Genomic DNA, 24348 nt, shown 5'->3' with positions numbered 1-24348 from the left:
TATGACAATAAAAACCGGTTCTGACTCCGCAATTATGAAAATTCTTGATGATAGCACTGAGCAAGAATTGAATAGTTTAATTAGAAGCATCATTGGGATCAAACATGCTTTAACATCCCACTATACACACTGGTGCATTAAAGGACCAAGTCTGGGAGCAAGCGCTGGGATTTCAGCTATGGTACAAGAAGAAAACGGCCATATTGCGATCCTTAAAAGAGTAATAACCAACCAAAATGAATTGCAACAGGATAATGCTTCCTTGCAGGGCTTGAAGCAAAAGCCTGAAAATTGGAGTCAAGTGATAGCGAATATCCTAGTATTTGATGGAATTGCTTATAGAGTGTTATCAGATCTTGAAGACTCAAATTATGAACCTCTCGAGAAAAATATTTTAAAAATTATAAAGGAAGAAAAGTTTCATCAGCTTTACGGCTGTGAGTGGGCAAGGTTACTCATTAGTTCTGATAATTTTAGAGAATCATTTATCTATGATGTCCAAAAGGCGATGGAACACCTAAAGGAACACTCAGAAACCCTGTTTCCCTCTGAAGAGCTTTTTAAGGCCGGGATTATTAAAAAGAAAACGAAGGACATTCTTATGGAACTAGAAGGTGAGATTAAAAGTATTCTCTATGAATTCACAGTAGGAATATAGATTTTTTCATAATAATAGAAGACCTTCGGGAAAGGAATAATATTATGAATACAGCTGAGGAAGAAAAAAAGGTTTGTCCCCATTGTTACTCAGATAATGTTGTAATTTTATCTTTGTTTGGTGATCGGCTCTTATCATCAAAGTTTAGATGCGAAGATTGTTCGAACTGTTTTGAGGCCGTGCGTTTTTAAGAAGGCTGTTTCTATCAAAATCTTTTGTATAAGAGATTTTTAAACCTAAAGGAGGATTTGCGTTGAATCTTAGAAATCAAGTGGCCTTGGTTACAGGCGGGGGAAGGGGTATTGGAAGATCAATCGTTGAAAAACTGACAGAGTTAGGCGCCTCAGTTGCGATTGTGAGTAATGTTGAGAGTGACAATATACAACTTCATAACAGCTTAAAGGAAATAGATTTAAAATCAATCCCGATTACCGCAGATGTAACAAAATTATCAGAAGTGAAGGAAGCTGTCAGGCTGACAGAAGAACAATTAGGCCCTATAAGCATACTGGTAAACAATGCGGGCTGGGATAAAATAGAAAGATTCATTGACAGTGACGAAGAGAGCTGGATCGAAACAATCGATATTAATTTAATCGGGCAAATGAGATTTTGCAGTGAAGTATTGCCATCGATGATAGAAAGACAATATGGAAGAATTGTGAATGTCGCATCAGATGCTGGCAGAGTGGGTACCAGCGGCCAAGTAGCCTATTCGGCAGCTAAAGGCGGTGTCATTGCCTTTACAAAAGGATTGGCCCGGGAAGTCGCCAGAAATGGAATTACAGTAAATTGTGTGGCACCGGGGCCAACAAATACACCATTATACCAGGAAGTCATAGATGGCAATCCAAGACTTGCTCAAGCGCTTGAAAAAGCCATCCCCATGAGACGAGCTGGGGAACCCGAAGAAATCGCCTATATTGTTGCGATGTTAACGGGGAATGAAGCTAATTATATTACCGGACAGACAATAAGCGTAAGTGGCGGTCTAACAATGATTTAACTTTTCCTAAAAGTTTATAATCACAAACATTATCAAAGGAGTGGTAAAAATGTCCACAATATCAAAACAAGATAGCATATTAACAAAAATTGATGGAAATATTGCGATTGTAGAATTAAATAGACCACCGGCTAACGCTTTAGATATTCCCACAACACTTGAGATTCAGCAGGTTGTAGATCAATTGCTGGATCAAAATGAAGTGAAGGTAATAATCCTTAGAAGTGCAAACCCGAAAATCTTCTGTGGCGGCGCGGATATAGCTACCGTTGAGAGTCATGATGTTGATGGTATGGATAAACTTGGGAAAGTTATTAAAGACTTAACACTTTCAATGAGGGGAAGTTCCAAAATATTTATTGCTGAAATCGCAGGTCACTGCTTGGGTGGAGGTTTGGAGTTGGCTTTATCATGTGATTTCCGAATTGCTTCAAATGGTACCCAAAAATTTGGCTTGCCAGAAAGAAACTTAGGTTTATTTCCCGGAGGTGGAGGTATTCAGTTGGTCGGAAGACTGGTCGGGCAGCAAACAGCTTTTCATCTCGCAGTGACAGGTGAGCTGATTGATGTTACAAAAGCACAAGAACTCGGTTTGATTGATCAGGTTCATCAGGCTGAAGAATTAAGAGAGAAGACATTAGAATATGCAGCGAAAATCGCTAAAGGACCATCCGTTGCGATTTCCAATATGAAACAATCCATTTATCGCGGATTATCAATGGGAATCGAAGAGGCCTTCGATTTTGAAAGGCAAATGCACAAGCATTTGGTTGTTACAGAGGATTGCTATGAAGGAGTCAATGCATACAAAGAAAAACGGCAGGCCAATTTCAAGGGCAAATGATGGGTAGACGGATGATTGGAACAAATGAAATGAATTCATTTATTACGGAAGTGTATCAAAATATTTATAAAGTATCATTATCTATCCCGGTTCCATTGAAAGCGATCAATGTCTATTTGATAAAAGGCAGCAATGGCTGGACAATCATCGATTGTGGATTCCGCGATGAGGAAACAGAAAAAACGTGGGAGCAAGTATTCAAAGAACTAAAAATTAAAGATAATGTTTCACAAATTATTGTTACCCATTATCACCCGGATCATTTCGGTGCTGCAGGTTGGCTCCAGGAAAAAACGGGCGCTGATGTTCTCTTACTTGATAAGGAAAAGAAATACTTGGATTTAAATTGGCTTGATGAGAGTTATCCCTTAACAATGAAGCGGTTCTTTACCGCCTATGGAATGCCAGAGGATATTGCATCAGGCGTTGAGGAGGAACATATTAGCAGATACCCAGCTGTTTCTCCTCACCCTAGAAAAATCAGTTTAATATCTGAAGGTGATGAAATAGAGATCGGAAATTACAATTTTAAGGCCATATGGTCTCCTGGACATACAGAGGGATTAATGACTTTTTGGGACGAAAGGAATGGAATTTTTATTTCAAACGATCTTGTTTTACCTAAGATCACTCCAAACATTTCCTTCCAACCCAACTCGGGAGTCAATCCTTTAAGTGATTTCATCTCATCATTGACAGCTGTAAGAGAACTGCCAGCTGAAATAACATTAACTGGGCACCGGCAGTCCATTTTCAACCTTCGAACGAGAATAAATGAGATTATTCATCATCACAAGGAAAGATTAGAGAAAATATATTCCCTTGTTAAAAACAAGGGAAAGGATAATGGTGTTTCAGGATGGGATATTTCCAAGGAATTATTTGGGGAATTAAAGGAACCTGTCCAGCATAAGTTTGCTTTTGCTGAATCGTTGGCTCACCTGGAGTATTTGTTATATTCAAGCGAACTCAAAAAAAAGCAGGCTAACGGTCAGTACTATTATTACATTTAGGTACAGCTACCTCCTGAAGATGGAAGATTAGTGTAAAGATCGGTATCCCGTTTTTAATTTACATAGGGTGCAGGCTTTACAGCAATGGGAGAGTAATTGTGAATGAGGTGATGATTTGTCAAGGATATACCAGTTGAAAGAAATGAATTGGAAAGAGGTTGAAAGTCTAGACCGGAACAATACGGCATTCTTACTTCCAATTGGACCTGTTGAACAACACGGTATTCACGCACCTCTTGGTACAGATATATTTATAGCAGAGCATGTAATGGGTAAGTGTGCAGAGTATTTAAGCCAGAATAATTATGACGTCGTTATTTGTCCGGCCGTTTCATATATAAATGCTTTGTTTTCGCTCCCATATCCCGGATCTATATCCATCAGAAAAAAAATAGTGGAAGAGTATCTTTTTGACATAATGTCATCGATAGCAGTAGAGGGCTTCAATAATATTATTTTAATAAGTCAGCATCTTGACCCTCCCTGGGTAAGAACGGCTGAAAGGGTATGTACCCGCATTAATGATGAGTATGGGACGCGTTCAATCCATGGATTTGAAAGAATCGTTATGGATATGGTTGTTTTAGGTAAAAAACTGGGTTCTCTGGAAGAGCTGGATCTTGACGGTGATACACATGCCGGCGTATATGAAACGGCACCGATGTTATATATTCACGAAGATTTAATTGAACAGGATTACCTAACATCTTTGCCAACGATGAAGATACCCTTTGAAGATATGAAAAAGGTAAATTCCTTCAAGGATTTGGGAGAGGGATTGGGGTACACAGGGAATCTGAGTCAGGTCACTAAACAGGTTGGAAAAGAAATAATAGATTATTACGAAAATACCTTCAAAAAGGTAATCTTGAGGCATATGCAGGGTGAGGACGTGTATGAAGTACTAAAATGCTCCCATCTTTTCAACTAATATCTTAAAGTATCATCAAGTATCAGAGGAGGATAAAATGAGTCAGGAATACTGGAATGACAATTTGCTAAATCAAAAGTATTGGAATGAAACGGCAGAAACAATGCCAAGGGAAAAACTGAACGAAATTCATTTAAATAAGATTAAATCACTATTGGCTTATGCATATAAAAACAGCCTGTATTACCAAAAGACATGGAAGGAAATCGGATTTCATCCTGAGGATGTTAAAACTCTGGAAGATTTTAAAACAAAGGTTCCTATTACAGATAAAAGCGATTTTCTTCATTTTCAGCAAGAATTTCCTCCATATGGGTTAACGTCAGCCGTAACAGATAGTTTTGTAGCTCATGAAGCAAAAACTTCAGGTTCAACAGGCCATCCTTTGCGCATACCGTATACACATTATGATACAGAAAGATATGGAGAGTCGTGGATTTATGGATGGTGGGCATTGGGGATAAGGCCTACCGATAGTTTTTACTTCGCCTTTCATTTCGGAAGCTATGCCGGCTTTTGGAGTGCGTATTGGGGGGTCAGAAGGTTAGGGGCAAAAATCATTCCGGGAGGCGGGAGTGATACAGAAGCACACGTGAAAAATATTATGGAAGCAAAACCCACAGTACTAATCTCTACACCAAGTTATGCGATTCGAATTGCAGAAAAGGCAAAAGAGATGGGGATTGACTTATCAAAATCGAGTATTAAATTCACATACCACGCCGGAGAGCCTGGACCGTGCTCTATTGAAGCAATAAAGAAAGAACTGGATAAGGCTTACGGTGCAATTTCAGGTGAACTTTTAGGTGTAGCTGAATTGGATGCCATAGCACCAGGTTGCCTGCATCGGAAGGGGGTCCACATGAATGAGTTAAATACTTTCTCATGGACAATGGATCCGCAAACAGGAAAAGAAGTGAAAGATGGGGAAATCGGTGAAAATGTAATCACAACCTTTGTAAACAATGCACAACCGTTGATTAACTATACGACACACGACTTGGTCCGATCCTATAATCAAAACATCCCATGCGGATGCGGACGGACTTGGCGTTATTTAGATGGAGTTGTTCTTGGCCGCAGCGATAATATGATTACTGTCAAGGCAACCAATGTTTATCCTTCTGCCATTGAAAATCTGATTCGCCAAGTGGATGGAGTGAGTGAATACTTCCAGTTAATCCTAACAAGGGAAAATGGGATGGATCAAATGAGCATCAGATTAGAGCCGGAAAAAATTGTTGGAAAAGACTCTTGGGAACACCTTAAACTTAGGACTCAGTCCATTATTAAGCAGAATATAGGATTAAGGATGGACGTAGAGTTGGTTGAACCGGAAACATTACCGCGCTCCGAATTGAAATTTAAAAGGATTGTAGATAACCGGCCTAAAGATGTTAGGAGAGAACTTGACGTAACAACTAAATGAAAAGGAGGGACATTTTATGAGTGAAGAGGTTAAACTTTTAAGAGAAATCCAGGAAAAAATTTCAGAATTATTAGAAATTACCGATACTCCTGCTTTATTCCAATGTTATAAAACTGCTGAAATGAATATTCACTGGGCCTTGTGGGTTCAAGGGGAAGATGTTGAAATCATGCCGGAGCTTGAAAACAAAGGTTCTCAAGTCTTCGAGATAGGTTAAAACGGAACAGACATAAGTTTCGGTTTTCAGACCGCATCCACAATCGCTCATTGTATTTTGGATTACCAATCATTATTTATATTTAATAGGGGGGACATTATGAATCTTTCTTTAATGTTCGACTTTGCCGTCGAAAGGACTCCGAATAAAGATGCAGTTGTTTATGGAAATGAAAGGTTAACATTTAAGCAATGGAGGGAAAAGGTGCACTCCCTTGCTAATGGTTTTGCAGAAAGCGGAATTACCAAGGGTGATAATGTTGCAATTTGTTTAAAGAACAGTGAAACCTTTGTAACCATCTTTTTTGCACTACAGAAAATAGGAGCAGTCCCTGTACCTTTTAACTTCAGAAGCAAAAAAGAAGGCATCATTTATTATGTAAAAGATGCAACCGCAAAAGCATTAATATTTGATAACTCTCAATTCGAAAATGTTGTATCCATTACCAATGACATACCGCACTGCAGCCTATTTATCAATATCGACAATAAGAAAACAAAGAATATCATTGCAATTTCAGAATTGTACAGTGAAAATACAAAAAATCCTCAAATTGAAATCCAAGATGATGACCTTTCGGTTATTTTATACACTTCAGGAACAACAGGTGATCCTAAGGGAATTCCTATAACTCACAAAAATTCTATGTACCGGGCCTTGAGTCACGGAATCAACCATGGTTTCCTGCATTTAAAAGATGAAAAAGTCCTCGGAATTATGCCATTATTTCACACCATCGCGATTCATACAACTTTATTATGTTCCATCATGATGAACTATACTTACTACCCAATTGACCAATTTGAACCTGAGTCAGTCCTTCAATTAATTGAAAATGAAAAAATTACGGTGCTGTATGGATCACCCCCTCATTTCCAAATGCTGGTAGGTAATGAAAACTTTGATAAATACAATTTATCCAGTATTGAACATATCTTATACGGTGGTGCACCGATGGCATCTAATTTAGTCAATCTAATAGCCACCAGAATTTCAGACAACATCAGTTTGATCTATGGAAACACAGAAACTTATAATAGTCTGTTTTTCCGGCACTCGCATGAAAAAAACGGCATGACATTATGCGGGGTTTTTCATAATGTTCGGGTTGTTGCCATAGGTGGGGAGCCGCATGAAATAGTAAAACCTGGCACAGAGGGTGAACTAATCATAGATATGAGGTCACCTGAAGTCTTTACAGGTTATTTAAACAAACCAGATAAGACGAATGAAAAAGTTAAAAATGGCTGGTATTATACCGGTGATTCCTGTCTGTTGACCGAGGACGGTCATTACAGCATAACAGGCAGGGTGGATGACATGATCATCAGCGGCGGGGAAAATATTCATCCTCCAGAAGTAGAAAACTACCTGTACTCTCATCCTGATGTGAAAGATGCAGCTATCATCGGTGTTACTGATGTTAAATGGGGTCAAGTGGTGAAGGCATTCATTGTAAAGAATAACGATTCTTTGACAGCTGAAGCTCTTGATAAGTTTTTATTAGATTCATCTCTAGAAAACTTTAAACGGCCACGACAGTATGAATTCATAAATGAAATACCAAAAAGCCCAAGCGGCAAAATACTAAGAACAGATCTAAAACAGTTATCCAAGGTTTGAACGGATAATTAAAGTATTGTTACTGCTAACCAGGAAATTGATACCGCTTACAGCAGAATGGAAGTGTTAATTATGCAATTCAGGGTTCAATTTAAAGATGTGGATTTGTCACAGAGGATACACTATACTGCTCTTTTTCGCTATTTTGAAGCATGTGACCATGAATTCTTTAGAAGCATCGAGCTCCCGTATAAAAAATTGTTCAAAGAAGACTTCTCATTCCCGAGAGTCCATGTTTCATGTGAATATACAGGTGTTATCGAGTATGATGACTTGCTGACGATCAAGACAGGAATTAAAAAGGTAGGAAATTCTTCCTTCACTTATCAATTTGACGTTGATAATAATGGAAGTCCAGTAGCAAAGGGATCTATGACAATTGTATGTATGGATACTGCCAGCGGTAAGCCAATGCCTCTACCTGACTATATCAGACATAAATTAGAAGAGAACATGATATAAGCTTTTAATACGATCAAGGGTTCAAAGATAAAACACTAAAAGGGGAATGAAAATGAAAAAGTATTCATTGATATTGCTGTGTATGTTACTCATCATTTTTACGGTTGCTTGCTCGAGCGAAAAAACATCATCAGGCGATAAAGCTACAGCTAGTGGTGATAAAGGACCTATTAAAATAGGGGCCTCCTTATCTTTAACTGGTGGTTTCGGATTTGCAGGGGAATCTATGCAAAAAACGATGAATTTGTTAGTTGAACAGACTAATAAGGACGGTGGAATTAACGGAAGGCAGCTTGAAATCGTATACACGGATGATGAAAATATTCCAGAGAATTCGGTTCGAAATGTAACTAAGTTAATCCAGAAGGAAGATTTGAAAATCATCATTGGACCTAATTCAACCGCTACATCCAAAGCCGTTGAGCCGTTAGCATTAAGTAACAAGGCTATCATGTTTTCGCTTTCGGGTGCTTATGTAGGTCCGCCAAACAGTTATGCATTTTCTTCGTCCTATGGTCAATCAATAATGCACGATTTAATTCATGAATGGGCACTTTCAAAAGGATATAAGAAAGTTGGAATGGTAGCGACAAATGATGCGAGTGGAGACCTTTCCGTAGGCTTAGTTAAGAAGCTGGATGGTAAAGATGGTGTCAAATATTTAATTGAAAGAATGGGAGTACAGGATGTTGATGTGACTCCTCAATTAACAAAATTAAATAGTGAAGGCATTGAAGCACTTGTTGTAATTGGTCCAGGTGTCGCTGCGGGGGTAACAATTAAAGGCTCCGGCAAGTTGAACCCTGAATTGCCGATCATTGCGACTCACAGTCAACTTTCAGATACATTTGCTAAATCAATTAGAGAATTCATTCCTGACAACATGTATATAACTGGACCTCCAGTAATGGCGTCAGATGAACTTAGCGATAGCAATCCAATGAAAGAAAAATTAATAAAGTTCGTAGACGAATACAATAAAAAGTACGGTGAAAACCCGGATTATCTCGGTGCAATTGGGTATGACTCCTTATCGCTAATCATTGAAGGGCTAAAAGCAGTTGGTGATGATTCAGCGAAAATGAAAGATTTTCTTGAGAATGATGTAAAAGACTTCCAAGGTGTGCATGCAACTTTTAATCTTACTCCTGAGGACCATCGAGGGACCAGTTCAGAAGGTGTAGTGCTTCTTAAGTTAAATAAGGACCTGAGCTGGGGGATTGCCTGGGACCCATCAAGTAAATAATTCAAAAGCAGCGGGGGATAGATTATCTCCCGCTGTTCCAAAATACTCCCAAAAAGGGGATGAAAAGATTGCAATTATTTAGTCAAATAATATTAAGCGGGTTAACAATAGGAAGTATTTATGCGCTCATTGCTCTTGGATTTACTCTTATATTTAACGTTAGTAAAATTATTAACCTCGCACAAGGGCAATTCGTCATGATCGGTGCTATGGTTTATTTTTCATTTGTCACCTCATTCGATTTACCTTTATTAATCTCATTACTATTTGGACTCATCATTACCGCGATAGTAGGATGGTTAATGGTAAAAGTTGCGATAGATCCTTTGGGCAGTAAATATTCTCCAATATTTGCCATTATTGTCACGATAGCATTCGGAGAGATATTACAGGGTCTTGCACTTTTGGTATGGGGGAAAAGTTATGTAGGCATCCCTGCAATTTTACAGGGTGACTCAATAAATATTTTTGGAGGTAACCTAGAACCGCAGGCATTGATGATTATGGTAGTTTCATTAATTGTTTGTATATTGTTCACACTTTTAATGAATAAAACAAATATAGGTAAAACAATGGTGGCAGCTTCCAGTGATTCCTATGCTGCCGGCTTAATGGGGATAAATGTAAAAAAAATCATCGTCTTTTCTTTTATGATCAGTGCTGCATTAGGGGCTATTGCCGGAATCCTGGTTGGCCCCATAACGATGATGGATTATCATCAAGGCACTTTTTTAGGAATTAAAGGATTTATTGCTGCACTGCTAGGTGGAATGGGCAGTTATCCAGGTGCAATTGTAGGCGGGCTGTTAATAGGATTACTTGAATCTTTCGGGGGAGGGTATATCTCTTCTTTAATGAAGGATGCTTTCGCTTTTGCGATTCTATTATTGGTTCTTTTGTATAAACCTCGAGGGTTGATGAAAAGCAAAGTCTAATATTTATGACTAGGGGTGAGTAAAATGAAGAGGTTCCGGAAATATGAGATAGTTTGTCTTTTGTTATTAATTATGATTGCACCTATCGTATTTAAGGATTCATACGCACTGCATTTAATTAATGTAATTGGAATTTACGCAATAATTGTTATCGGTTTGGATTTGTTAACTGGGATCACTGGTTTAATATCTTTGGGCCATGCCGTTTTTTTCTCTTTAGCAGGATATTTAACCGCTTATTTAAATGTTACGGTATCTCTTAATCCTATAACAGCCATGCTTATTTCTGTATCGATTATAGCAGTATTTGCCTTCTTAACAGGCTTGCCATTACTTCGGTTAAAGGGTTATTTCCTGGCATTGGGTACCTTGGGGTTTGGTGTCGTTGTCTTCACGTTAATAAACGGGTTAACCATTACAGGCGGTCCTAACGGCATTGGCGGCATACCGAATTTTTCTATCGGAGCTTTTGAGTTAAATAATGATTTTACCTATTTCTTCTTCATTTGGGTGACTGTTTTTCTGGTTTACCTATTTGTAAATAATATATCTAATTCAAGAATTGGAAGGGCTTTAAAAGCGATACATTCTGACGAAGATACAGCTATGGCAATGGGCATTCCAGTTTTTACTTATAAGCTTATCGTATATGTTTTGTCCGCTATAATAGCTGCCATTGCAGGAGTATATTATGGCCACTATATTCAGTTTGTCTCCCCGGATTTAGCATCCTTGGCCACTTCCATAGATTTGATTGTAATGATGTTTTTAGGTGGTATCGGGACTATATTTGGTCCGATTGTAGGCACGTTTATCTATGAATTGATTCCAGAAGTCACAAGTTTTTTACATGACTTTGAAGTATTATTCCGCGGGGTATTGCTTTTGTTAATCTTATTATTTTTCCCTTTCGGATTGTATCCCGGAATTCAGCGACTTTTCAATAAAATTAAAGAAAAAGTATATAGTAGTAAGATTTCGGGTGTGAAGCAAGAAACTGCTAAAGAAATGCGGAAATCGAGCTAAGGGAGGGCCAGTAATAATGAGTGAAACTATACTTAGTTGTCAGAATATTTCGAAGATTTTCGGGAGCCTAGTTGCTGTTAATGATGTATCGTTTGAAGTTAAAAAAGGTTCTATAGCGTCGCTCATTGGACCTAATGGAGCAGGAAAATCAACAACTCTAAATTTGTTGACTAAAACATTGGCACCTACTAAAGGAAATGTTTTTTTTAAGGAAAAAGACTTAAATAAAATTCCAATGTGGAAATTAAGCAAACTGGGGCTTTCCAGAACATATCAGCATGTACAGCTATTTGATAAAAATGGCTTAACAGTTATTGATAATATTAAGGTTGGGATGCATTCTCATTATTCTTCAGGATTCTTTGGCTCTGGTATCGGTTTTGGCAAAGTGAAAAGTGAAGAATCGGATATGGACATGAAAGCAAAAAAAATCATGGACTTTCTCGAGATTTCCCATCTGCATGATCAACAGGTATCTTCTTTAGCTTTTGGCAATCAGAGAATGGTGGAGTTAGGGAGAGCATTGGCCTCTGAGCCGGAATTACTAATCCTTGATGAACCAGCAGCAGGATTAAATGATATTGAAACAGATAAATTGACTGAGATACTGAAAAAGCTTCGCAACCAAGGGATGACAATTCTATTAGTGGAACATCATATGGGATTAGTAATGGAAGTATCTGATATTGTTTTCGTCCTTAATTTTGGTTCCAAACTAGCAGAAGGTAAACCTGAGGAAATTCAAAACAATCCAAAGGTAATTGAAGCATATTTAGGGGGGGTACCTGAGAGTGTTAACAATTAATAATGTAGATGCTTCATATAGTAAAATTAATGTGTTGAAAAATGTTAGTCTGCAGGTGCAGAAAGGTGAAGTTGTAAGCTTTCTCGGTGCCAATGGAGCAGGGAAGACCACAACTCTTAAGACAATTACGGGTGGAGTCACAATTACTCACGGTTCAATTGTTTTTGAAGGGAAGGATATTACACATTTACCCCCGCATAAAGTTGTGCAACTAGGCATTGCACATGTACCAGAAGGACGAAGAGTCTTTAAAAATATGTCTGTTGAAGATAATCTCCTTTTAGGTGGAGTAAACTTCTTGAAAGGTAATCAAATAAAAGAGCAAGTGGAACTGGTATATGAATACTTTCCAAGATTACTAGAACGTAAAACACAATTAGCTGGGACTCTGAGCGGTGGGGAACAGCAAATGCTGGCTATTGGAAGAGGCTTGATTATGAAGCCTAAACTTTTAATTCTGGATGAACCATCTCAGGGACTGGCACCAATAATAATAGAAGAAATTTTTAATACAATCCGTAATTTGAGCAAAACCGGGTTGACCATTTTATTAGTGGAGCAAAATATTTACCAGGCATTAAGTATTTCTGATAGAGGTTATGTGTTAAAAAACGGAAAGATTATCATGGAAGATGAAAGTGAAGCTCTGTTAAATGATAAAAATATCCGTGAGTCTTATTTGCATTAAGCTGGAACTTTAAATAATTTAATTGTGATGTAAAACCGATCTATGCGAAACGTAAAGAAACGATTGAGTGCGTATTCGTTAATGAGAAAGAAAAGCATGGTATGCGATGGACAATGTTAAGGGGACTTAAAACACTGTCGATGCAGGCGATGCTTTCTTTCGCTGCCTTGAATGTAAAGAAGATGGCCGACTGGACATGGCATGGTCCAGAATTGACCTAATAAAGAGGCTAAGAGAGGTCCATTCACACCATAAATAGAGAAAATCACAAAAAGGGGTTCGGATGAGACGATTCCGAACCCCTTTTGCCGACAATCCGAGGGCCACACTGGTGTGACTCCTTTCCATAATAAATACCAAAGAGTTAAACGAGTTCCTTTGCTTTTTGCTTCAATGGAATGTTCAAAAAGGCATTACTTGTCATTACATGTGCTGTCGAAACTCCCAGAATCCCCAGCGATACCCGGTGTACCTCCTCTGCTGGAATGCTGCCGAAACCAACATCAGGATAATCAAATGTTCCTGTCAAGTCAGAAATAAACGCAACCTTATACCCTAAAAACATAGCATCACGTGCAGTAGCATGGCAGCAATTCTCTGTAGTGACTCCTACAATCGCAACACTGTCAATATTTGAACCACGAAGGATAATATCCAGGTCGGTTCCAAAGAAGCCACTGTATCTATGTTTCTTTATTACGATTTCGCCATCCTTGGGATACACTCCAGGGTAGATATCAATCCCTTCTGTACCATCCACTAAACCTTTTCTGCTTCTGATCGGTTCCCAAATATCTTCATATCTCCCCATATCTGATCCGTCTTCCCTGTGTACGTGGGTGGTATATATAACCTTCATCTGTTTTTCCCTGCAGCTATCTAAAAAAGCAGCTAATTGCGGCACAAAATTCCTTCCCATAGGGGTCTCCATAGGTGCACCTTCTGCTACGAAGTCATTCTCCATATCAATGACCAGAATGGCAGTCCGTTTCGGATCCAATGTATTAATAACAACCGGCATTTTCATATCCTCCCTTATATCGTAATGATTTTCACTTACATGGAAGAAAGACTATACATATCAAAATATTAATTTCTAAAAATATCGTATGGTTTTTTTATTCACCTCCTAAGAAATTGAAGATGTTATTCGTAAATTCCTCTGCTTGTTCGACATTAGGAAGGTGACCACATTCCTTTATCACAACAAGTTTAGAATCAGGAATCAATTTTTGATACTCGACTCCGTATTCAACAGGGAACAGGAGATCATTTTCCCCCCATACAATTAATGTAGGAAGATTTATCCGGCCAAGGCGTTTTGACAATTTAGGATTATGCCAGCGCGGATTCCAGGCTAATTTTGCCGAAGTTTCACGGTTCTTCAGCCAAATTTCATTATCTTCGCTTGTTGGTTCATAACTAAGAATTTGTTCTGCTAATTCTTTATTATTGTAGGTGTTATAAATTGATGTTTCTTTATTCCACATAAAGTTATCACCGGTAGGAACGTTCGGAACGTATATACCGGCTGCGTCCACTAGTGTTAGTGAGAGGAGTCTTTCACGGTAAGCGACTGCAATCTCAGCTGCCAGCCAACCTCCTAAGGAAAGACCGATAAGATGCACTTTTCCTAACCCCAATGTATCCAGGAAATCTGTATAGAATAGTACTAAATCAGAAATATCCTCCAGCCATGCAGGGTCATCAGATTTTCCAAAACCGGGATGCTCAGGTGATAGCACTTTATATTTGGCAGATAGGCTTTCCATGAAGGGAAGCCATTTTCCGCCGCCGCCGGCACCATGAAGAAATAAAATAGGTTCACCATTTCCTTTGCTCAACAATCTTATACTTGTATCTCCAACGGTAACAAACTCATCATTATATTCCATATCTGTTTCAACTCCTTATTCCGAAACAACCTATAAGTTTCTAATGTACGGCATAACCTTTGTTGAAAATAAGCTTATATTCTTCATTGTCAGATCATGCGGTAAACTTCCAAATTGAAAAATACCTACAAGATTTCCGAAACCTGTTTCATTATGGTATTGTTTCAGTCTATCAATTATTGTGTCCGGACTTCCAACAAGAATCGAACCATTCTCCATAAGCGATTCAATTGTCTTTTTGCTGGACAAGCCTTTTTTCGATTCCATAACGGCTTTTGCTGATTTTTGAGTCAAATAACCAGGGGGGAAGAAGAGTTCCGGTGGCATACGGAGAAGTTTGTTAAAAAAGAATTCCATATGCTCCCTAGCTTCACTAATTGCTGCCTCGTCCGTTTCCGCAACATAGATAGGCATTGCCCAGCCTAATTGTTCAGGGGAGGCGGTGTAACGAAATTGTTTTTCTGCTATATCTTTGTAGGCATTCAGATACTTTTTAACTGTTTCCGCAGGACTGAAGGTTTGCAAATATGTATATTTTCTCTCTGCTGCCCATTCAATTGTTTCTGAACTTCCCTGTGATGGTATCCAAACTGGCGGGAAAGGTTCCTGAATAGGCCGTGGCCATATGTTTACATACTTTGACTGATAATGCTTACCGGAAAATTCAAAGGGACCTTCTTTTGTCCATGCGTCAATGATTAAATCATGTGCCTCCAAAAAGCGATCCCTGGACTGTGTAGGGTTTGTTCCAAAAGTGTGATACTCCGCTCCAATCCCTCGCACGAAGCCGGATATGATGCGGCCGTCAGTAATGACATCGAGCATGGCTATTTCTTCTGCAATGCGTAGAGGATGTTCCCTTAAAGGCAGGGCATTTCCTAATATAGCAATTTTAATATTTTTGGTTCGCCTTGCTAAGGCTGCAGCCATGATATTAGGTGAGGGCATATTGCCATAGGCATTCTGATGGTGTTCATTAACACAAATTCCGTCAAAACCAAGTTCCTCAGCTTTCTCCAGCTGATCCAGGTATTGGTTGTAAAGGATGTTACCCTTTTTGGGATCATATAAAGAATTGGGAAGTGTAACCCATGCGGTGTCGTATGTTTCGTCATAATCAGGGTCAAGATGTAACCAGGGCATTAGGTGAAAAAAGTAAAAATTCATCTCAGATTTCCTCCGATTTACATTAATGATAGGTTGAGTGGAATGTTATTTCTAGTAACCTCCAAATTTAAGTAACAAAAAAGGCAGACCTAGCCTCTAAATGAAACAATTGTTTCCAGAAGCATATGGTCTGCCTTCCAATTACTCTATTGGAGACCTCCCATAAGAAAATACTTTATAACAAGGATTCATCATCCTTGCTTAGATATTAACTCAGAGGTTATTTAATTTATATACTATATTAAACTGAATTTTACAAAAAGTCAAACACTTATATTAAAGAATCGGTTGATCGAAAACTATTGTAGCTACAGCAGTATCAAATTTAATATTGATTCCTTCATAATGTTCTATGACTTTTTTTCCAACTATTTTTTCAAAACCCTTTATCCTTTCTGTATTGGAGAGTTTAAGGTATAGTCTCCGTCCCTCATAGACCGTTTTTTCACCTTCTTCGGATTGAACAAGATTCTTTTCCAGGGGAGAAAGCAACCCTCTAATGAAAACAGTAAGTACATTGTCAATCATCACCACTTTAACATCTTTAGGGCCGCGTCCAACTTTTTCCTTCATAAAAGAAGAAACAAAGTTGATGATACCCAGTTCAATTGAGTTTCTATTTTTTAAGACCAAAACACATGTTCCTCCCTGAATCCGATATTTAACATCAACTGAAATTAATAATGGTACGGGGATAAGGTTAAGTCCGGTACCCCATCTTAAATGAAATTGTTTGAGCTGCCTCAAATATTAACTTTTTTACTTTATCTACTTGTTCATCCATATGGACAGAAGGACCAATTACGCCTATTGCAGCAATTACCTCCTGGTTTAAACCAAATATAGGAGAACCGACACCCGTTACACCCAAAAAAGTTTCGCTGGCATCAATATGGATCTTTTCTTGCCTGATCTCCTCCAACCGTGCTCGGACTGTTTCAGGTTCTGTTATGGTGTGCTTCGTATGTTGTGTAAGGGGCTTGCTCAAGATGCTATCTATTTGTTCTTTGGTCGAGTAGGCGAGCAGAATGGGGCCTAATACCCCGTACATAAATGGGCGGCGCTGCCCGACAAATGAAGAAAATTTCAACCCTTCAAGGTTTTCCCTTTTGTAGATATAAATTATTCCATCACCCTCTTGCACAGCCATCAAAACAGTTTGTTTTGTTTTAATATGTAAATCATATAAGATTTCTTCGGATTCCTGGCGAATGTCCAATACCGAGGAAGTAAGCACTCCAAATTCCATCAGTCTTAATCCAGGTTTATAGACTAATAACTTTTCGTCATATTGAACTAATGCCCGTCGCTCCAATGTACATAAGATACGATAGACAGTAGAGTTAGGGAGATTAGTGAGCTTGGCCATTTCTTCAATGGTAAGAAATGGCCTTTCAAATGTAAAAGATTGCAGTATGTCGATAGCACGATCAATTGATCGAATGGACCCCATATTTAATTCGCGCATATTCTACTCCTTACTTAAGTTTACTGAAAACACAAAATTTATTGACTATTTAAATTTTTTTTGTTAGTTTTGAATTATAAAATGAGTTAATAAACTCATACTACGAGAAGGGTGGTATTTAGTAAAGTGAAAATTGCATTGTTTAATGATTTTACCCTAGGAATTGTAAAAGATGACCAAGTTCATCAAATTGATGAAGTAGTAGAATGGAATCCGCAAAAACCACAAGAATCTTTATTACATATAATTGAGAATTTTGAGGAAATGAAGCCCCGGATAGAGGAATCGTTAGCTGCTACTAAGTCCTATCCAATTAGTGAAGTTAAGTTAAACCCTCCAGTTCCTAAACCCGGAAAAATTGTAGCTGCACCGGTCAATTATTATGCCCACCAAGAAGAGATGAATGAGCAATTCAGTAATGCAGAATATACCGTTGAAAATCTAGGCTTTTTCTTGAAAGCGCCTTCTTCGATCATTGGGCCTGGAGATACAGTAAAGATTCCATTCCCAGAAAGAAGAACTGACCATGAGGCAGAGCTAGCATTCGTAGTTGGAAAAAAAGCAAAAGACATTCCGGCTTCCGAAGCCTCCGATTATATCTTCGGATACTTTGCACTAATGGACATGACTGTAAGAGGTAAAGAGGATCGTCCATGGCGCAAATCATTTGACACATTTACTCCAATTGGACCCTGGATTGTTACCGCCGATGAAATTGGTAATCCTAATGAACTTGGGTTTAACCTCTGGGTTAATGAAGAGGTGCGTCAATCAGCAAATACTAAAGACTTAATTTATGATTGCTATAAGTTCTTTGAAGCAGCGTCAAAGGTTATGACACTTGAGCCTGGAGACATTATCACTACTGGCACGCCTGAAGGGGTTGGGCCCATCACCAAAGGAGATCAGGTCCGTATTCAAATTGATAGAATCGGTGAATTTACGGTGTCAGTTGATTATTGATAACGGGAGGGGTTTCAATGCAAGTGTCTGATGAGCTATCAGAATTTCATAAAAAGTTGGAAAGCGAAAATCTGGGGCCACTTTGGTCTTCGATACACCAATTGAATACAATTGAACCAAAAGCGAAGCCTATCCCGTATCTCTGGAAAAAAGAACTGATACAAAAGAATCTCGAAATTGCAGAAGACCTGCTTGAAGTCGGAAATGGGGCTGACCGACGCGCAGTGTTCCTCATTAATCCAGGCATGAGGGATTTAAATCCTCACGGCTGGGGAGGAGCAACCCAAACGCTTTATGCGGCTGTCCAGGCAGTCAAGCCCGGTGAGATTGCTCCATCACATCGGCATACAACTACAGCCATCCGCTTCATCATGCAAGGAGAAGGAGCTGAAGGCAGGGTCAATGGGGAAAAAAATAAATTTGAACCTGGTGATTATTTAATAACTCCTACATGGACCTGGCATGACCATACTAACAATGGACAAGAAACCGTTTTGTGGATGGATTGCTTGGACGTTCCGTTTACATTGTTTATGAATGTATGCTTTACCGAATTTTATCCAGAGAAGCAGCAAGTACTGACTGTGCCGGACAACTATAGCTCCAAACGATTCAATGGAGGTATGGTAAGGCCGATAAATCAGCGTAAGCCAAGCATTGCACCATTAGGACGTTATAAATGGGAACAAACAAAGAAGAGTTTAGACGGATTAAGTGAACTGGAACCCGATTCAAGTGATGGGTATGCAGTAGAGTATATCAACCCGACCACGGGGAAAGATGCGAACAATCGCATAGGGGCCAGAATGCAAAAACTCCCTCCCAAGTTCCATGGTATAGCACATCGGCATGTCCATAGCAGTGTATACCATGCGTTTAAAGGTAAGGGTTATACAATAATGAATGGAGTTAGATTCGACTGGTCGGAAGGTGACTTTTTTGCTGTTCCATCCTGGACGTGGCATGAACATGTGAATATTTCCGAATCAGAAGACGCCATTTTATTTTCAACTAATGACCTGCCAATCATGGATGCTTTCGATTTTGAGAGAGAAGAAGAATATAGTGCAAATAATGGTTTCCAAGAAGTCACTGAAGTGTTTAAACCTTTATTATAATTTATGTTAGAGAGAGGATTAGTTAAACTAATTCTCTTTTTTGCATAGAAAATTACCCTTCGACGACATATCGAGCAAACATGCTTCGATGATTTGCTGGCAGGCAGCATCAGAGCCGGTCATTTTTTTATAGCACCAAAGCTAGCAATTAATTATCCTGATAACCCACCTGCTTAATATTTTATTTGTTATTGTATAAGGAAAATGCGTTTACTTGCAGGAATATTTTTAATCAGTAGCGAAAATGGGAAGAAAATATATTTTTTAGTATTTTAATTATTAAAAATTTTTTCATAATTACAAAAACTTCATTGACTGGCTGTAATTTAATATGATAAATTCTATTTACAAGTTATTAATAATAAATTCGGTTTACCATTGGTGAATTAAAACACTATTTTGACAGCGTTTACATTATTTTTCACCCATTTTTCATGTTAGTATTTTGGCCGCATGCTTGATCGCAACAGGGCTCCATGATGTTGCAAAAAAAATGAGAAACAATTGATGAAGGGAGGTGAAAATCATGTCAAAGCGTTATTGGGGTTATGTTGCTTGTGCAGTCTATATTCTATTGCACTTTGACCTATATTGGTTTGATAAAGTGGATCCGATCATTTTGGGAACACCTTATTCTTTATGGGGTAAAGTTTTATACGGTCTGTTATCTGTGCCTTTCCTGTATCTCGTCTATCACTGGATTTGGCCTGATATCCCTGAATCATTTGAAGATTAATATTTATAACCACGCGAGGTGAAAACATGGATAGGTTGACCGTACTGATTATAGCTGTAGTCCTTTATATGGGGCTAATGATCTGGATTGGATGGTATTCACAAAGAAAAACGTCGGGCGATGAAGGTGATTACTATTTAGCAAATCGTGGTGTTAACACCTTTGTATTGTTTTGTGCGATATTGGGAACGAATATGTCGGCATTCGTTATGCTTGGGATGGCTGGTGCCGCATACCGTGCAGGAGCAGGAATGTATGGGCTTATCATGGGTGGGGCTGTACTAACCATATCTTTATTTCCGTACATTTTTGGTGCAAGAGTATGGGCTTTAGGGAAAAAATTTAATTACTATACACCTACAGAGTATGTTGAAGCTCGTTTTAGGAGCCCTTTACTATCTATTCTAGTTTTTGTAGTATTCATTATCTATACGCTGCCATATATTACTACAGGTCAAATAGGGGCGGGGGCAGCCTTCGCTAACTTTACGGGCGGCGTCATTCCTTTTTGGGCAGGATCCTTACTTGTAACAGCTATAGTCGGTTACTATGTTTGGGGCGGTGGTATGAAAGGGACGGCTTATACGAACGTCTCTCAAGTAGTAGTTTTTATCGTTTTCCTTTTTACTGCAACTATTTGGATCAGTATCAAGGCTGGCGGGCCAGATGCCATAATAGAAAAGATCAGAGCTACTAATGAAGCTTTGCTGCATCGTGAAAATGCTGCTGTATATAACTGGAAAACGATGTTCAGTCAATTATTGCTCTTTTCCATCTGTATTTTCAGTATGCCTCATATTTATATTCGATTCATGGTAGCGAAGAATGCAAATGCACTTCGAAAGACTTCTATATTATATCCATGGGGAATCCTTTTTACATGGGTGCCAGCATGTATCATTGGTTTCTGGGGTGCTGGACTAATGCCTGGTTTAGATCCTAAAACATCGGATAATATTTTATTCATGTTAACAGGGGAATATCTTCCAATCGGGATGTTTGCTTTTGCAGTAATCGCATTGCTAGCTATCGTAATGTCGACGATGGATGCACAAACTCTTACAGTAGCCAGTTTATTCTCCAATGATATCCTTAAAACAAGATTTAATATGGACGACAAGTCTGCTCTTAAATGGGGCAAAGCATTTGTTATTATCGTTTTAGCCATTTCCTATATTTTCTCATTGCTGCAGCCTGCAACCGTATTCCAATTAGCTGCATTATCCTTTACGGGCACATCAGCCCTAGCACCGGTTTTAGTTGCCGCTATGTATTGGAAACGCCTAAATAAACAAGGTGCCATTGCATCAGTAGTTTCAGGTTTAATTCTGGTTCCGCTATATTTTGCAACAACACTTTTCCCAAATAGTCCTTTTGCGCAGAATATTGTAGCCACAATGCCACGCTATGGATTCGATCCAGTTGTCCCAGTGATGATTACTGCATTTGTTGTTATGGTTGTCGTGACTTTAGTTACACCAAAACAAGTAAATGAGAAAGCAGATGAGCAGTTCGCTTTCCTGGATAAGATATACAAGAAAAAAGAATTACAAAAGGATCCTCCACAAGACGTAGCATTATAATATAAATCAAGCTAAGCGGCAGACTCATAATAAATACATATATATTATAAATATGCAGCTTGGGTTTATTCTTTGAAAAATATTACTTACTATGTCTTGAACTGTAGTAAATGAAGCAATCGCGAAAACGCCGGCCTGGTCCAATAACACTCCCTGAGATCAAAAGGGAGTTTTTTTTTTAAAAAGAAGGACTGTAATAAATGGAGGATTGAGGGGATGTATGGTATTTCTAAATTAACACAGCAGCCAATATTGATATTAGTGATTGCTACAATTTTTTGGGGAAGCAATTTTCCTTTAGGCAGCGACTTAGTGTCGACAATCCCACCCGTCTTATTAGCTTTTATAAGATGGACAATCGCCACTTTGCTATTCTTTCCACTGGTAAGGAAGGAAGTGGTGGCTCACCGCGAAGGAATTAAACACCACTGGAAAAAAATGAGTATGCTTTCACTTACAAGTGTTGTAGGATTTAATACATTTTTATATATTGCTGTCCAATACACGTCTTCTATTAATGCATCACTCATAAATTCCATAAGTCCAATCATTATGGTTGTTTTAACTGCTGTATTTTTAAATGAGAAAATCCTCAAATTGCAATACCTCGGTATTATTCTTTCAACGATTGGTGTTTTGTGGGTAATAACTCAAGGTGATATTACCAGAATATTTAGCTTACAGTTTAATATTGGAGATTTTATCGTTTTATTGGCAGTGCTAAGCTGGTCTGGTTATTCCGTGCTATTAAAGAAATGGGGAGCCCTTCTACCGAAAAATACTACATTGTTCGTTACTTTATGTGTCGGTGTAATCGTCCTTATGCCCATATCTATCATTGAATCGTTCATTATACCCTTTAGTATAGGCAATATTTCCAGCTTAATGTGGGCCAAATTGTTGTACCTTGGTGTCTTTCCAAGCATCATTTCGTTTATTTGCTGGAACAGGGGCGTAATGCAGGTCGGACCGGCCAAGGCTGCTAATTATTACCACTTGGTAGTTGTTTTTGCCTCTATAATCGCTGTTATACTTGGAGAACAGTATACAGTCCATCACTTTATAGCTACCATGATTATTCTTTCTGGAATAGTAGTTTCAACAAATGCCCAATTATTTAAAAATAGGAGTAAGGAATTGAGAACGGAGGAAAGAAAAGTCAAGATTAACTAATTTTTCGAATTATTAGTATTGACAGAAAATTAATGAAAATATAAACTATAGATAAGTTCTAAATAGTGAATTCAATTCACGATTAGTAAACAAATTAGAAGAGGTGAAATTATGAAGTTTGGTTATTTTACACTGACTGATAACCCGGTTGCTTATGGAGCAGAAAGAAAAGATCCAAACCAGATGATTTTGGATTTAACAGAACAATCCCTCTATGCAGAAGAATTAGGATTTAATTCTCTGTGGGTACCTGAACATCACTTTAGTGTATTTGGTGTATTGCCATCGCCATCCCAATTTCTGACGTACATCGCTGCGAAAACGAAAAAAATTCAGCTGGCTCCAGCAACTGTAGTACTTCCATTAAACCATCCAATCCGTATGGCAGAAGAGTATGCTTTGCTTGATCTTTTGAGTAATGGCCGTGCGATCTTTTCAGCTGGACGAGGGTACGATAAACGGGAGTATGATGCTTTCGGTGTAGACTTTAACGATAGCCGTGATATCTTCTTTGAACAATTGGATATTATGAAAAAACTTTGGACTACGAATGAGGACATTTCCTATAGAGGAAAATTCTATAATTTCGATATAGAACCAATTACACCAAGACCAGTACAAGACCCATACGTGCCAATGTATGTAGCTTCATTTAGCGCTCCTTCATTGCTCAAAGCAGCTGAAATGGGTGATAATGTAATTTTTGCGCCATTTGCAGCATCCATGGTATTTGGCAGCCTTGACAATGCTGTATCAACATTTAAAGAGGAATCAAAAAAGCATGGCTTTGAAGGAAAGCAAGCAAGATGTTCTTATTTCATCAATGTAACGGAGTCCCATGATGAAACTGAGAAGACTAAGCAAAGAATGCTGAAGTACTTCAAGGGAATTTTACCGGCATTTCCAGATGATCCTACAACAGCTCCACCTCATATCCGTTATTTTGTTGATATTGTTCAAAAATTGAAAGATATGAAAACGGAAGATTTAGGTTCGAAGAGCATCATTGTGGGAGACGCAGACTATGTAGTTAATGAACTTAAAAAGGTCGAACAAACAGGCCTTGAGGAAGTCATTGTATACTTCGATTTTGGCGGTTTAAGCCATAAGGAAACATTGAAGTCGATGGAACGCTTTGCGAAGCATGTTCTGCCGCATTTTCCGCAAATAGAGCAAAACTTAGTCACTAATTAATAAGAATTACCTTTTTACCAAAAAACGCTTACGGATTTTCCTATGGTTAGTCATCACTATATCCAGGAAGTTTTGTAAGCGTTTAAATTTTTAAGTAAAGGAGATGTTGGGATGTCTTCGACTTTCGGGCTAATAGAAGGATATTTAATTAATAATCCGGGTGCCAGT

26 protein-coding genes and 1 pseudogene are annotated in these 24348 nt (G+C 38.5%); 22 read left to right on the top strand and 5 right to left on the bottom strand.

Features of this window, described 5'->3' with window-relative positions; all coding sequences use genetic code 11:
* Position 1 precedes the first annotated feature (1 nt).
* The 16 genes and pseudogenes from CVD28_RS05360 to CVD28_RS05290 form a co-directional block, all read left to right on the top strand.
* Positions 2 to 658, top strand: a complete 657-nt coding sequence (locus CVD28_RS05360) for a Phenylacetic acid catabolic protein (protein ID WP_101591352.1) — start codon at positions 2 to 4, stop codon at positions 656 to 658.
* Between the two features lie 44 nt (positions 659 to 702).
* A complete protein-coding gene (locus CVD28_RS29435; protein ID WP_441296800.1) occupies positions 703 to 849 on the top strand; it encodes a PaaD-like zinc ribbon domain-containing protein in 147 nt (48 codons plus the stop codon).
* Between the two features lie 62 nt (positions 850 to 911).
* Positions 912 to 1664: an SDR family NAD(P)-dependent oxidoreductase gene (locus CVD28_RS05355; protein ID WP_101591351.1), complete on the top strand. Its 753-nt coding sequence runs from the start codon at positions 912 to 914 to the stop codon at positions 1662 to 1664.
* Positions 1665 to 1713: 49 nt separating this feature from the next.
* Positions 1714 to 2508, top strand: coding sequence for an enoyl-CoA hydratase/isomerase family protein (locus CVD28_RS05350; protein WP_101591350.1), 795 nt, complete (start codon positions 1714 to 1716; stop codon positions 2506 to 2508).
* An 11-nt stretch (positions 2509 to 2519) separates the two neighbouring features.
* Positions 2520 to 3521: an MBL fold metallo-hydrolase gene (locus CVD28_RS05345; protein WP_180953972.1), complete on the top strand. Its 1002-nt coding sequence runs from the start codon at positions 2520 to 2522 to the stop codon at positions 3519 to 3521.
* A gap of 142 nt (positions 3522 to 3663) precedes the next feature.
* Positions 3664 to 4452 carry a creatininase family protein gene (locus CVD28_RS05340; protein ID WP_257985779.1) on the top strand — a complete coding sequence of 263 codons (789 nt, stop codon included), beginning with the start codon at positions 3664 to 3666 and terminating at the stop codon, positions 4450 to 4452.
* 37 nt (positions 4453 to 4489) lie between these two features.
* Positions 4490 to 5881 carry a phenylacetate--CoA ligase family protein gene (locus tag CVD28_RS05335; protein ID WP_101591347.1) on the top strand — a complete coding sequence of 464 codons (1392 nt, stop codon included), beginning with the start codon at positions 4490 to 4492 and terminating at the stop codon, positions 5879 to 5881.
* A gap of 16 nt (positions 5882 to 5897) precedes the next feature.
* Positions 5898 to 6098 carry a hypothetical protein gene (locus CVD28_RS05330; RefSeq protein ID WP_101591346.1) on the top strand — a complete coding sequence of 67 codons (201 nt, stop codon included), beginning with the start codon at positions 5898 to 5900 and terminating at the stop codon, positions 6096 to 6098.
* Between the two features lie 99 nt (positions 6099 to 6197).
* On the top strand, positions 6198 to 7721 hold the full coding sequence (locus CVD28_RS05325) for an AMP-binding protein (RefSeq protein ID WP_101591345.1): 1524 nt from the start codon (positions 6198 to 6200) through the stop codon (positions 7719 to 7721).
* Positions 7722 to 7793: 72 nt separating this feature from the next.
* Positions 7794 to 8183, top strand: coding sequence for an acyl-CoA thioesterase (locus CVD28_RS05320; protein WP_180953970.1), 390 nt, complete (start codon positions 7794 to 7796; stop codon positions 8181 to 8183).
* 52 nt (positions 8184 to 8235) lie between these two features.
* On the top strand, positions 8236 to 9429 hold the full coding sequence (locus CVD28_RS05315) for an ABC transporter substrate-binding protein (RefSeq protein ID WP_180953968.1): 1194 nt from the start codon (positions 8236 to 8238) through the stop codon (positions 9427 to 9429).
* Between the two features lie 68 nt (positions 9430 to 9497).
* Positions 9498 to 10364: a branched-chain amino acid ABC transporter permease gene (locus CVD28_RS05310; protein ID WP_219621181.1), complete on the top strand. Its 867-nt coding sequence runs from the start codon at positions 9498 to 9500 to the stop codon at positions 10362 to 10364.
* A gap of 24 nt (positions 10365 to 10388) precedes the next feature.
* Positions 10389 to 11390, top strand: coding sequence for a branched-chain amino acid ABC transporter permease (locus CVD28_RS05305; RefSeq protein ID WP_101591341.1), 1002 nt, complete (start codon positions 10389 to 10391; stop codon positions 11388 to 11390).
* Positions 11391 to 11406: 16 nt separating this feature from the next.
* Complete coding sequence (locus CVD28_RS05300) at positions 11407 to 12195, top strand: ABC transporter ATP-binding protein (protein ID WP_101591558.1); 789 nt, start codon at positions 11407 to 11409, stop codon at positions 12193 to 12195.
* Positions 12182 to 12883, top strand: a complete 702-nt coding sequence (locus CVD28_RS05295; protein WP_308315063.1) for an ABC transporter ATP-binding protein — start codon at positions 12182 to 12184, stop codon at positions 12881 to 12883. Before CVD28_RS05300 ends, CVD28_RS05295 begins: the two co-directional genes overlap by 14 nt.
* Positions 12884 to 12915: 32 nt before the next feature.
* Positions 12916 to 13104 (top strand): annotated as a pseudogene (locus tag CVD28_RS05290) (transposase); the annotation flags it as partial.
* A gap of 143 nt (positions 13105 to 13247) precedes the next feature.
* On the opposite strand, the gene CVD28_RS05285 reads toward CVD28_RS05290, so the two are convergent.
* The 5 genes from CVD28_RS05285 to CVD28_RS05265 all read right to left on the bottom strand — a co-directional run bounded on the left by CVD28_RS05285 (position 13248) and on the right by CVD28_RS05265 (position 17413).
* Entirely contained in the window at positions 13248 to 13904 is a 657-nt protein-coding gene (locus tag CVD28_RS05285; protein WP_101591339.1) for a cysteine hydrolase family protein, read from the bottom strand.
* A 97-nt stretch (positions 13905 to 14001) separates the two neighbouring features.
* Positions 14002 to 14778 (bottom strand): alpha/beta fold hydrolase, encoded by a 777-nt coding sequence (locus CVD28_RS05280; protein WP_101591338.1) that lies wholly within the window; start codon positions 14776 to 14778, stop codon positions 14002 to 14004.
* Positions 14779 to 14808: 30 nt separating this feature from the next.
* Positions 14809 to 15945: an LLM class flavin-dependent oxidoreductase gene (locus CVD28_RS05275; protein ID WP_101591337.1), complete on the bottom strand. Its 1137-nt coding sequence runs from the start codon at positions 15943 to 15945 to the stop codon at positions 14809 to 14811.
* A gap of 276 nt (positions 15946 to 16221) precedes the next feature.
* Entirely contained in the window at positions 16222 to 16578 is a 357-nt protein-coding gene (locus CVD28_RS05270) for a Na-translocating system protein MpsC family protein (RefSeq protein WP_101591336.1), read from the bottom strand.
* A gap of 67 nt (positions 16579 to 16645) precedes the next feature.
* Entirely contained in the window at positions 16646 to 17413 is a 768-nt protein-coding gene (locus tag CVD28_RS05265) for an IclR family transcriptional regulator (RefSeq protein ID WP_101591335.1), read from the bottom strand.
* Between the two features lie 126 nt (positions 17414 to 17539).
* Here CVD28_RS05265 and CVD28_RS05260 point away from each other — a divergent pair, with 126 nt between their 5' ends.
* The 6 genes from CVD28_RS05260 to CVD28_RS05235 all read left to right on the top strand — a co-directional run bounded on the left by CVD28_RS05260 (position 17540) and on the right by CVD28_RS05235 (position 24180).
* Entirely contained in the window at positions 17540 to 18376 is an 837-nt protein-coding gene (locus tag CVD28_RS05260; RefSeq protein ID WP_101591334.1) for a fumarylacetoacetate hydrolase family protein, read from the top strand.
* A gap of 17 nt (positions 18377 to 18393) precedes the next feature.
* Positions 18394 to 19494, top strand: coding sequence for a cupin domain-containing protein (locus CVD28_RS05255; protein WP_101591333.1), 1101 nt, complete (start codon positions 18394 to 18396; stop codon positions 19492 to 19494).
* 526 nt (positions 19495 to 20020) lie between these two features.
* The gene (locus CVD28_RS05250; RefSeq protein ID WP_101591332.1) at positions 20021 to 20230 is read left to right on the top strand and encodes a hypothetical protein; all 210 of its coding nucleotides are present in this window, start codon (positions 20021 to 20023) and stop codon (positions 20228 to 20230) included.
* Positions 20231 to 20256: 26 nt separating this feature from the next.
* Entirely contained in the window at positions 20257 to 21813 is a 1557-nt protein-coding gene (locus CVD28_RS05245) for a sodium:solute symporter family protein (RefSeq protein ID WP_101591331.1), read from the top strand.
* Between the two features lie 216 nt (positions 21814 to 22029).
* Positions 22030 to 22986 carry a DMT family transporter gene (locus CVD28_RS05240; protein ID WP_101591330.1) on the top strand — a complete coding sequence of 319 codons (957 nt, stop codon included), beginning with the start codon at positions 22030 to 22032 and terminating at the stop codon, positions 22984 to 22986.
* 111 nt (positions 22987 to 23097) lie between these two features.
* The gene (locus CVD28_RS05235; protein ID WP_101591329.1) at positions 23098 to 24180 is read left to right on the top strand and encodes an LLM class flavin-dependent oxidoreductase; all 1083 of its coding nucleotides are present in this window, start codon (positions 23098 to 23100) and stop codon (positions 24178 to 24180) included.
* Positions 24181 to 24348: the final 168 nt, after the last annotated feature.

It is taken from the genome of Bacillus sp. M6-12, from assembly GCF_002860285.1.
Classification (GTDB): domain Bacteria; phylum Bacillota; class Bacilli; order Bacillales; family DSM-1321; genus Peribacillus.
This window is presented reverse-complemented; position numbering and strand designations above follow the sequence as displayed.

Coding starts and splice junctions, on each gene's coding strand:
- CVD28_RS05300 (WP_101591558.1), top strand. CDS start 11,407: ATGAGTGAAACTATACTTAGTTGTCAGAATATTTCGAAGATTTTCGGG.
- CVD28_RS05325 (WP_101591345.1), top strand. CDS start 6,198: ATGAATCTTTCTTTAATGTTCGACTTTGCCGTCGAAAGGACTCCGAAT.
- CVD28_RS05275 (WP_101591337.1), bottom strand. CDS start 15,945: ATGAATTTTTACTTTTTTCACCTAATGCCCTGGTTACATCTTGACCCT.
- CVD28_RS05235 (WP_101591329.1), top strand. CDS start 23,098: ATGAAGTTTGGTTATTTTACACTGACTGATAACCCGGTTGCTTATGGA.
- CVD28_RS05340 (WP_257985779.1), top strand. CDS start 3,664: ATGAATTGGAAAGAGGTTGAAAGTCTAGACCGGAACAATACGGCATTC.
- CVD28_RS05305 (WP_101591341.1), top strand. CDS start 10,389: ATGAAGAGGTTCCGGAAATATGAGATAGTTTGTCTTTTGTTATTAATT.
- CVD28_RS05285 (WP_101591339.1), bottom strand. CDS start 13,904: ATGCCGGTTGTTATTAATACATTGGATCCGAAACGGACTGCCATTCTG.
- CVD28_RS05255 (WP_101591333.1), top strand. CDS start 18,394: ATGCAAGTGTCTGATGAGCTATCAGAATTTCATAAAAAGTTGGAAAGC.
- CVD28_RS05345 (WP_180953972.1), top strand. CDS start 2,520: ATGATTGGAACAAATGAAATGAATTCATTTATTACGGAAGTGTATCAA.
- CVD28_RS05320 (WP_180953970.1), top strand. CDS start 7,794: ATGCAATTCAGGGTTCAATTTAAAGATGTGGATTTGTCACAGAGGATA.
- CVD28_RS05330 (WP_101591346.1), top strand. CDS start 5,898: ATGAGTGAAGAGGTTAAACTTTTAAGAGAAATCCAGGAAAAAATTTCA.
- CVD28_RS05245 (WP_101591331.1), top strand. CDS start 20,257: ATGGATAGGTTGACCGTACTGATTATAGCTGTAGTCCTTTATATGGGG.
- CVD28_RS05265 (WP_101591335.1), bottom strand. CDS start 17,413: ATGCGCGAATTAAATATGGGGTCCATTCGATCAATTGATCGTGCTATC.
- CVD28_RS05335 (WP_101591347.1), top strand. CDS start 4,490: ATGAGTCAGGAATACTGGAATGACAATTTGCTAAATCAAAAGTATTGG.
- CVD28_RS05240 (WP_101591330.1), top strand. CDS start 22,030: ATGTATGGTATTTCTAAATTAACACAGCAGCCAATATTGATATTAGTG.
- CVD28_RS05315 (WP_180953968.1), top strand. CDS start 8,236: ATGAAAAAGTATTCATTGATATTGCTGTGTATGTTACTCATCATTTTT.
- CVD28_RS29435 (WP_441296800.1), top strand. CDS start 703: ATGAATACAGCTGAGGAAGAAAAAAAGGTTTGTCCCCATTGTTACTCA.
- CVD28_RS05350 (WP_101591350.1), top strand. CDS start 1,714: ATGTCCACAATATCAAAACAAGATAGCATATTAACAAAAATTGATGGA.
- CVD28_RS05360 (WP_101591352.1), top strand. CDS start 2: ATGACAATAAAAACCGGTTCTGACTCCGCAATTATGAAAATTCTTGAT.
- CVD28_RS05250 (WP_101591332.1), top strand. CDS start 20,021: ATGTCAAAGCGTTATTGGGGTTATGTTGCTTGTGCAGTCTATATTCTA.
- CVD28_RS05280 (WP_101591338.1), bottom strand. CDS start 14,778: ATGGAATATAATGATGAGTTTGTTACCGTTGGAGATACAAGTATAAGA.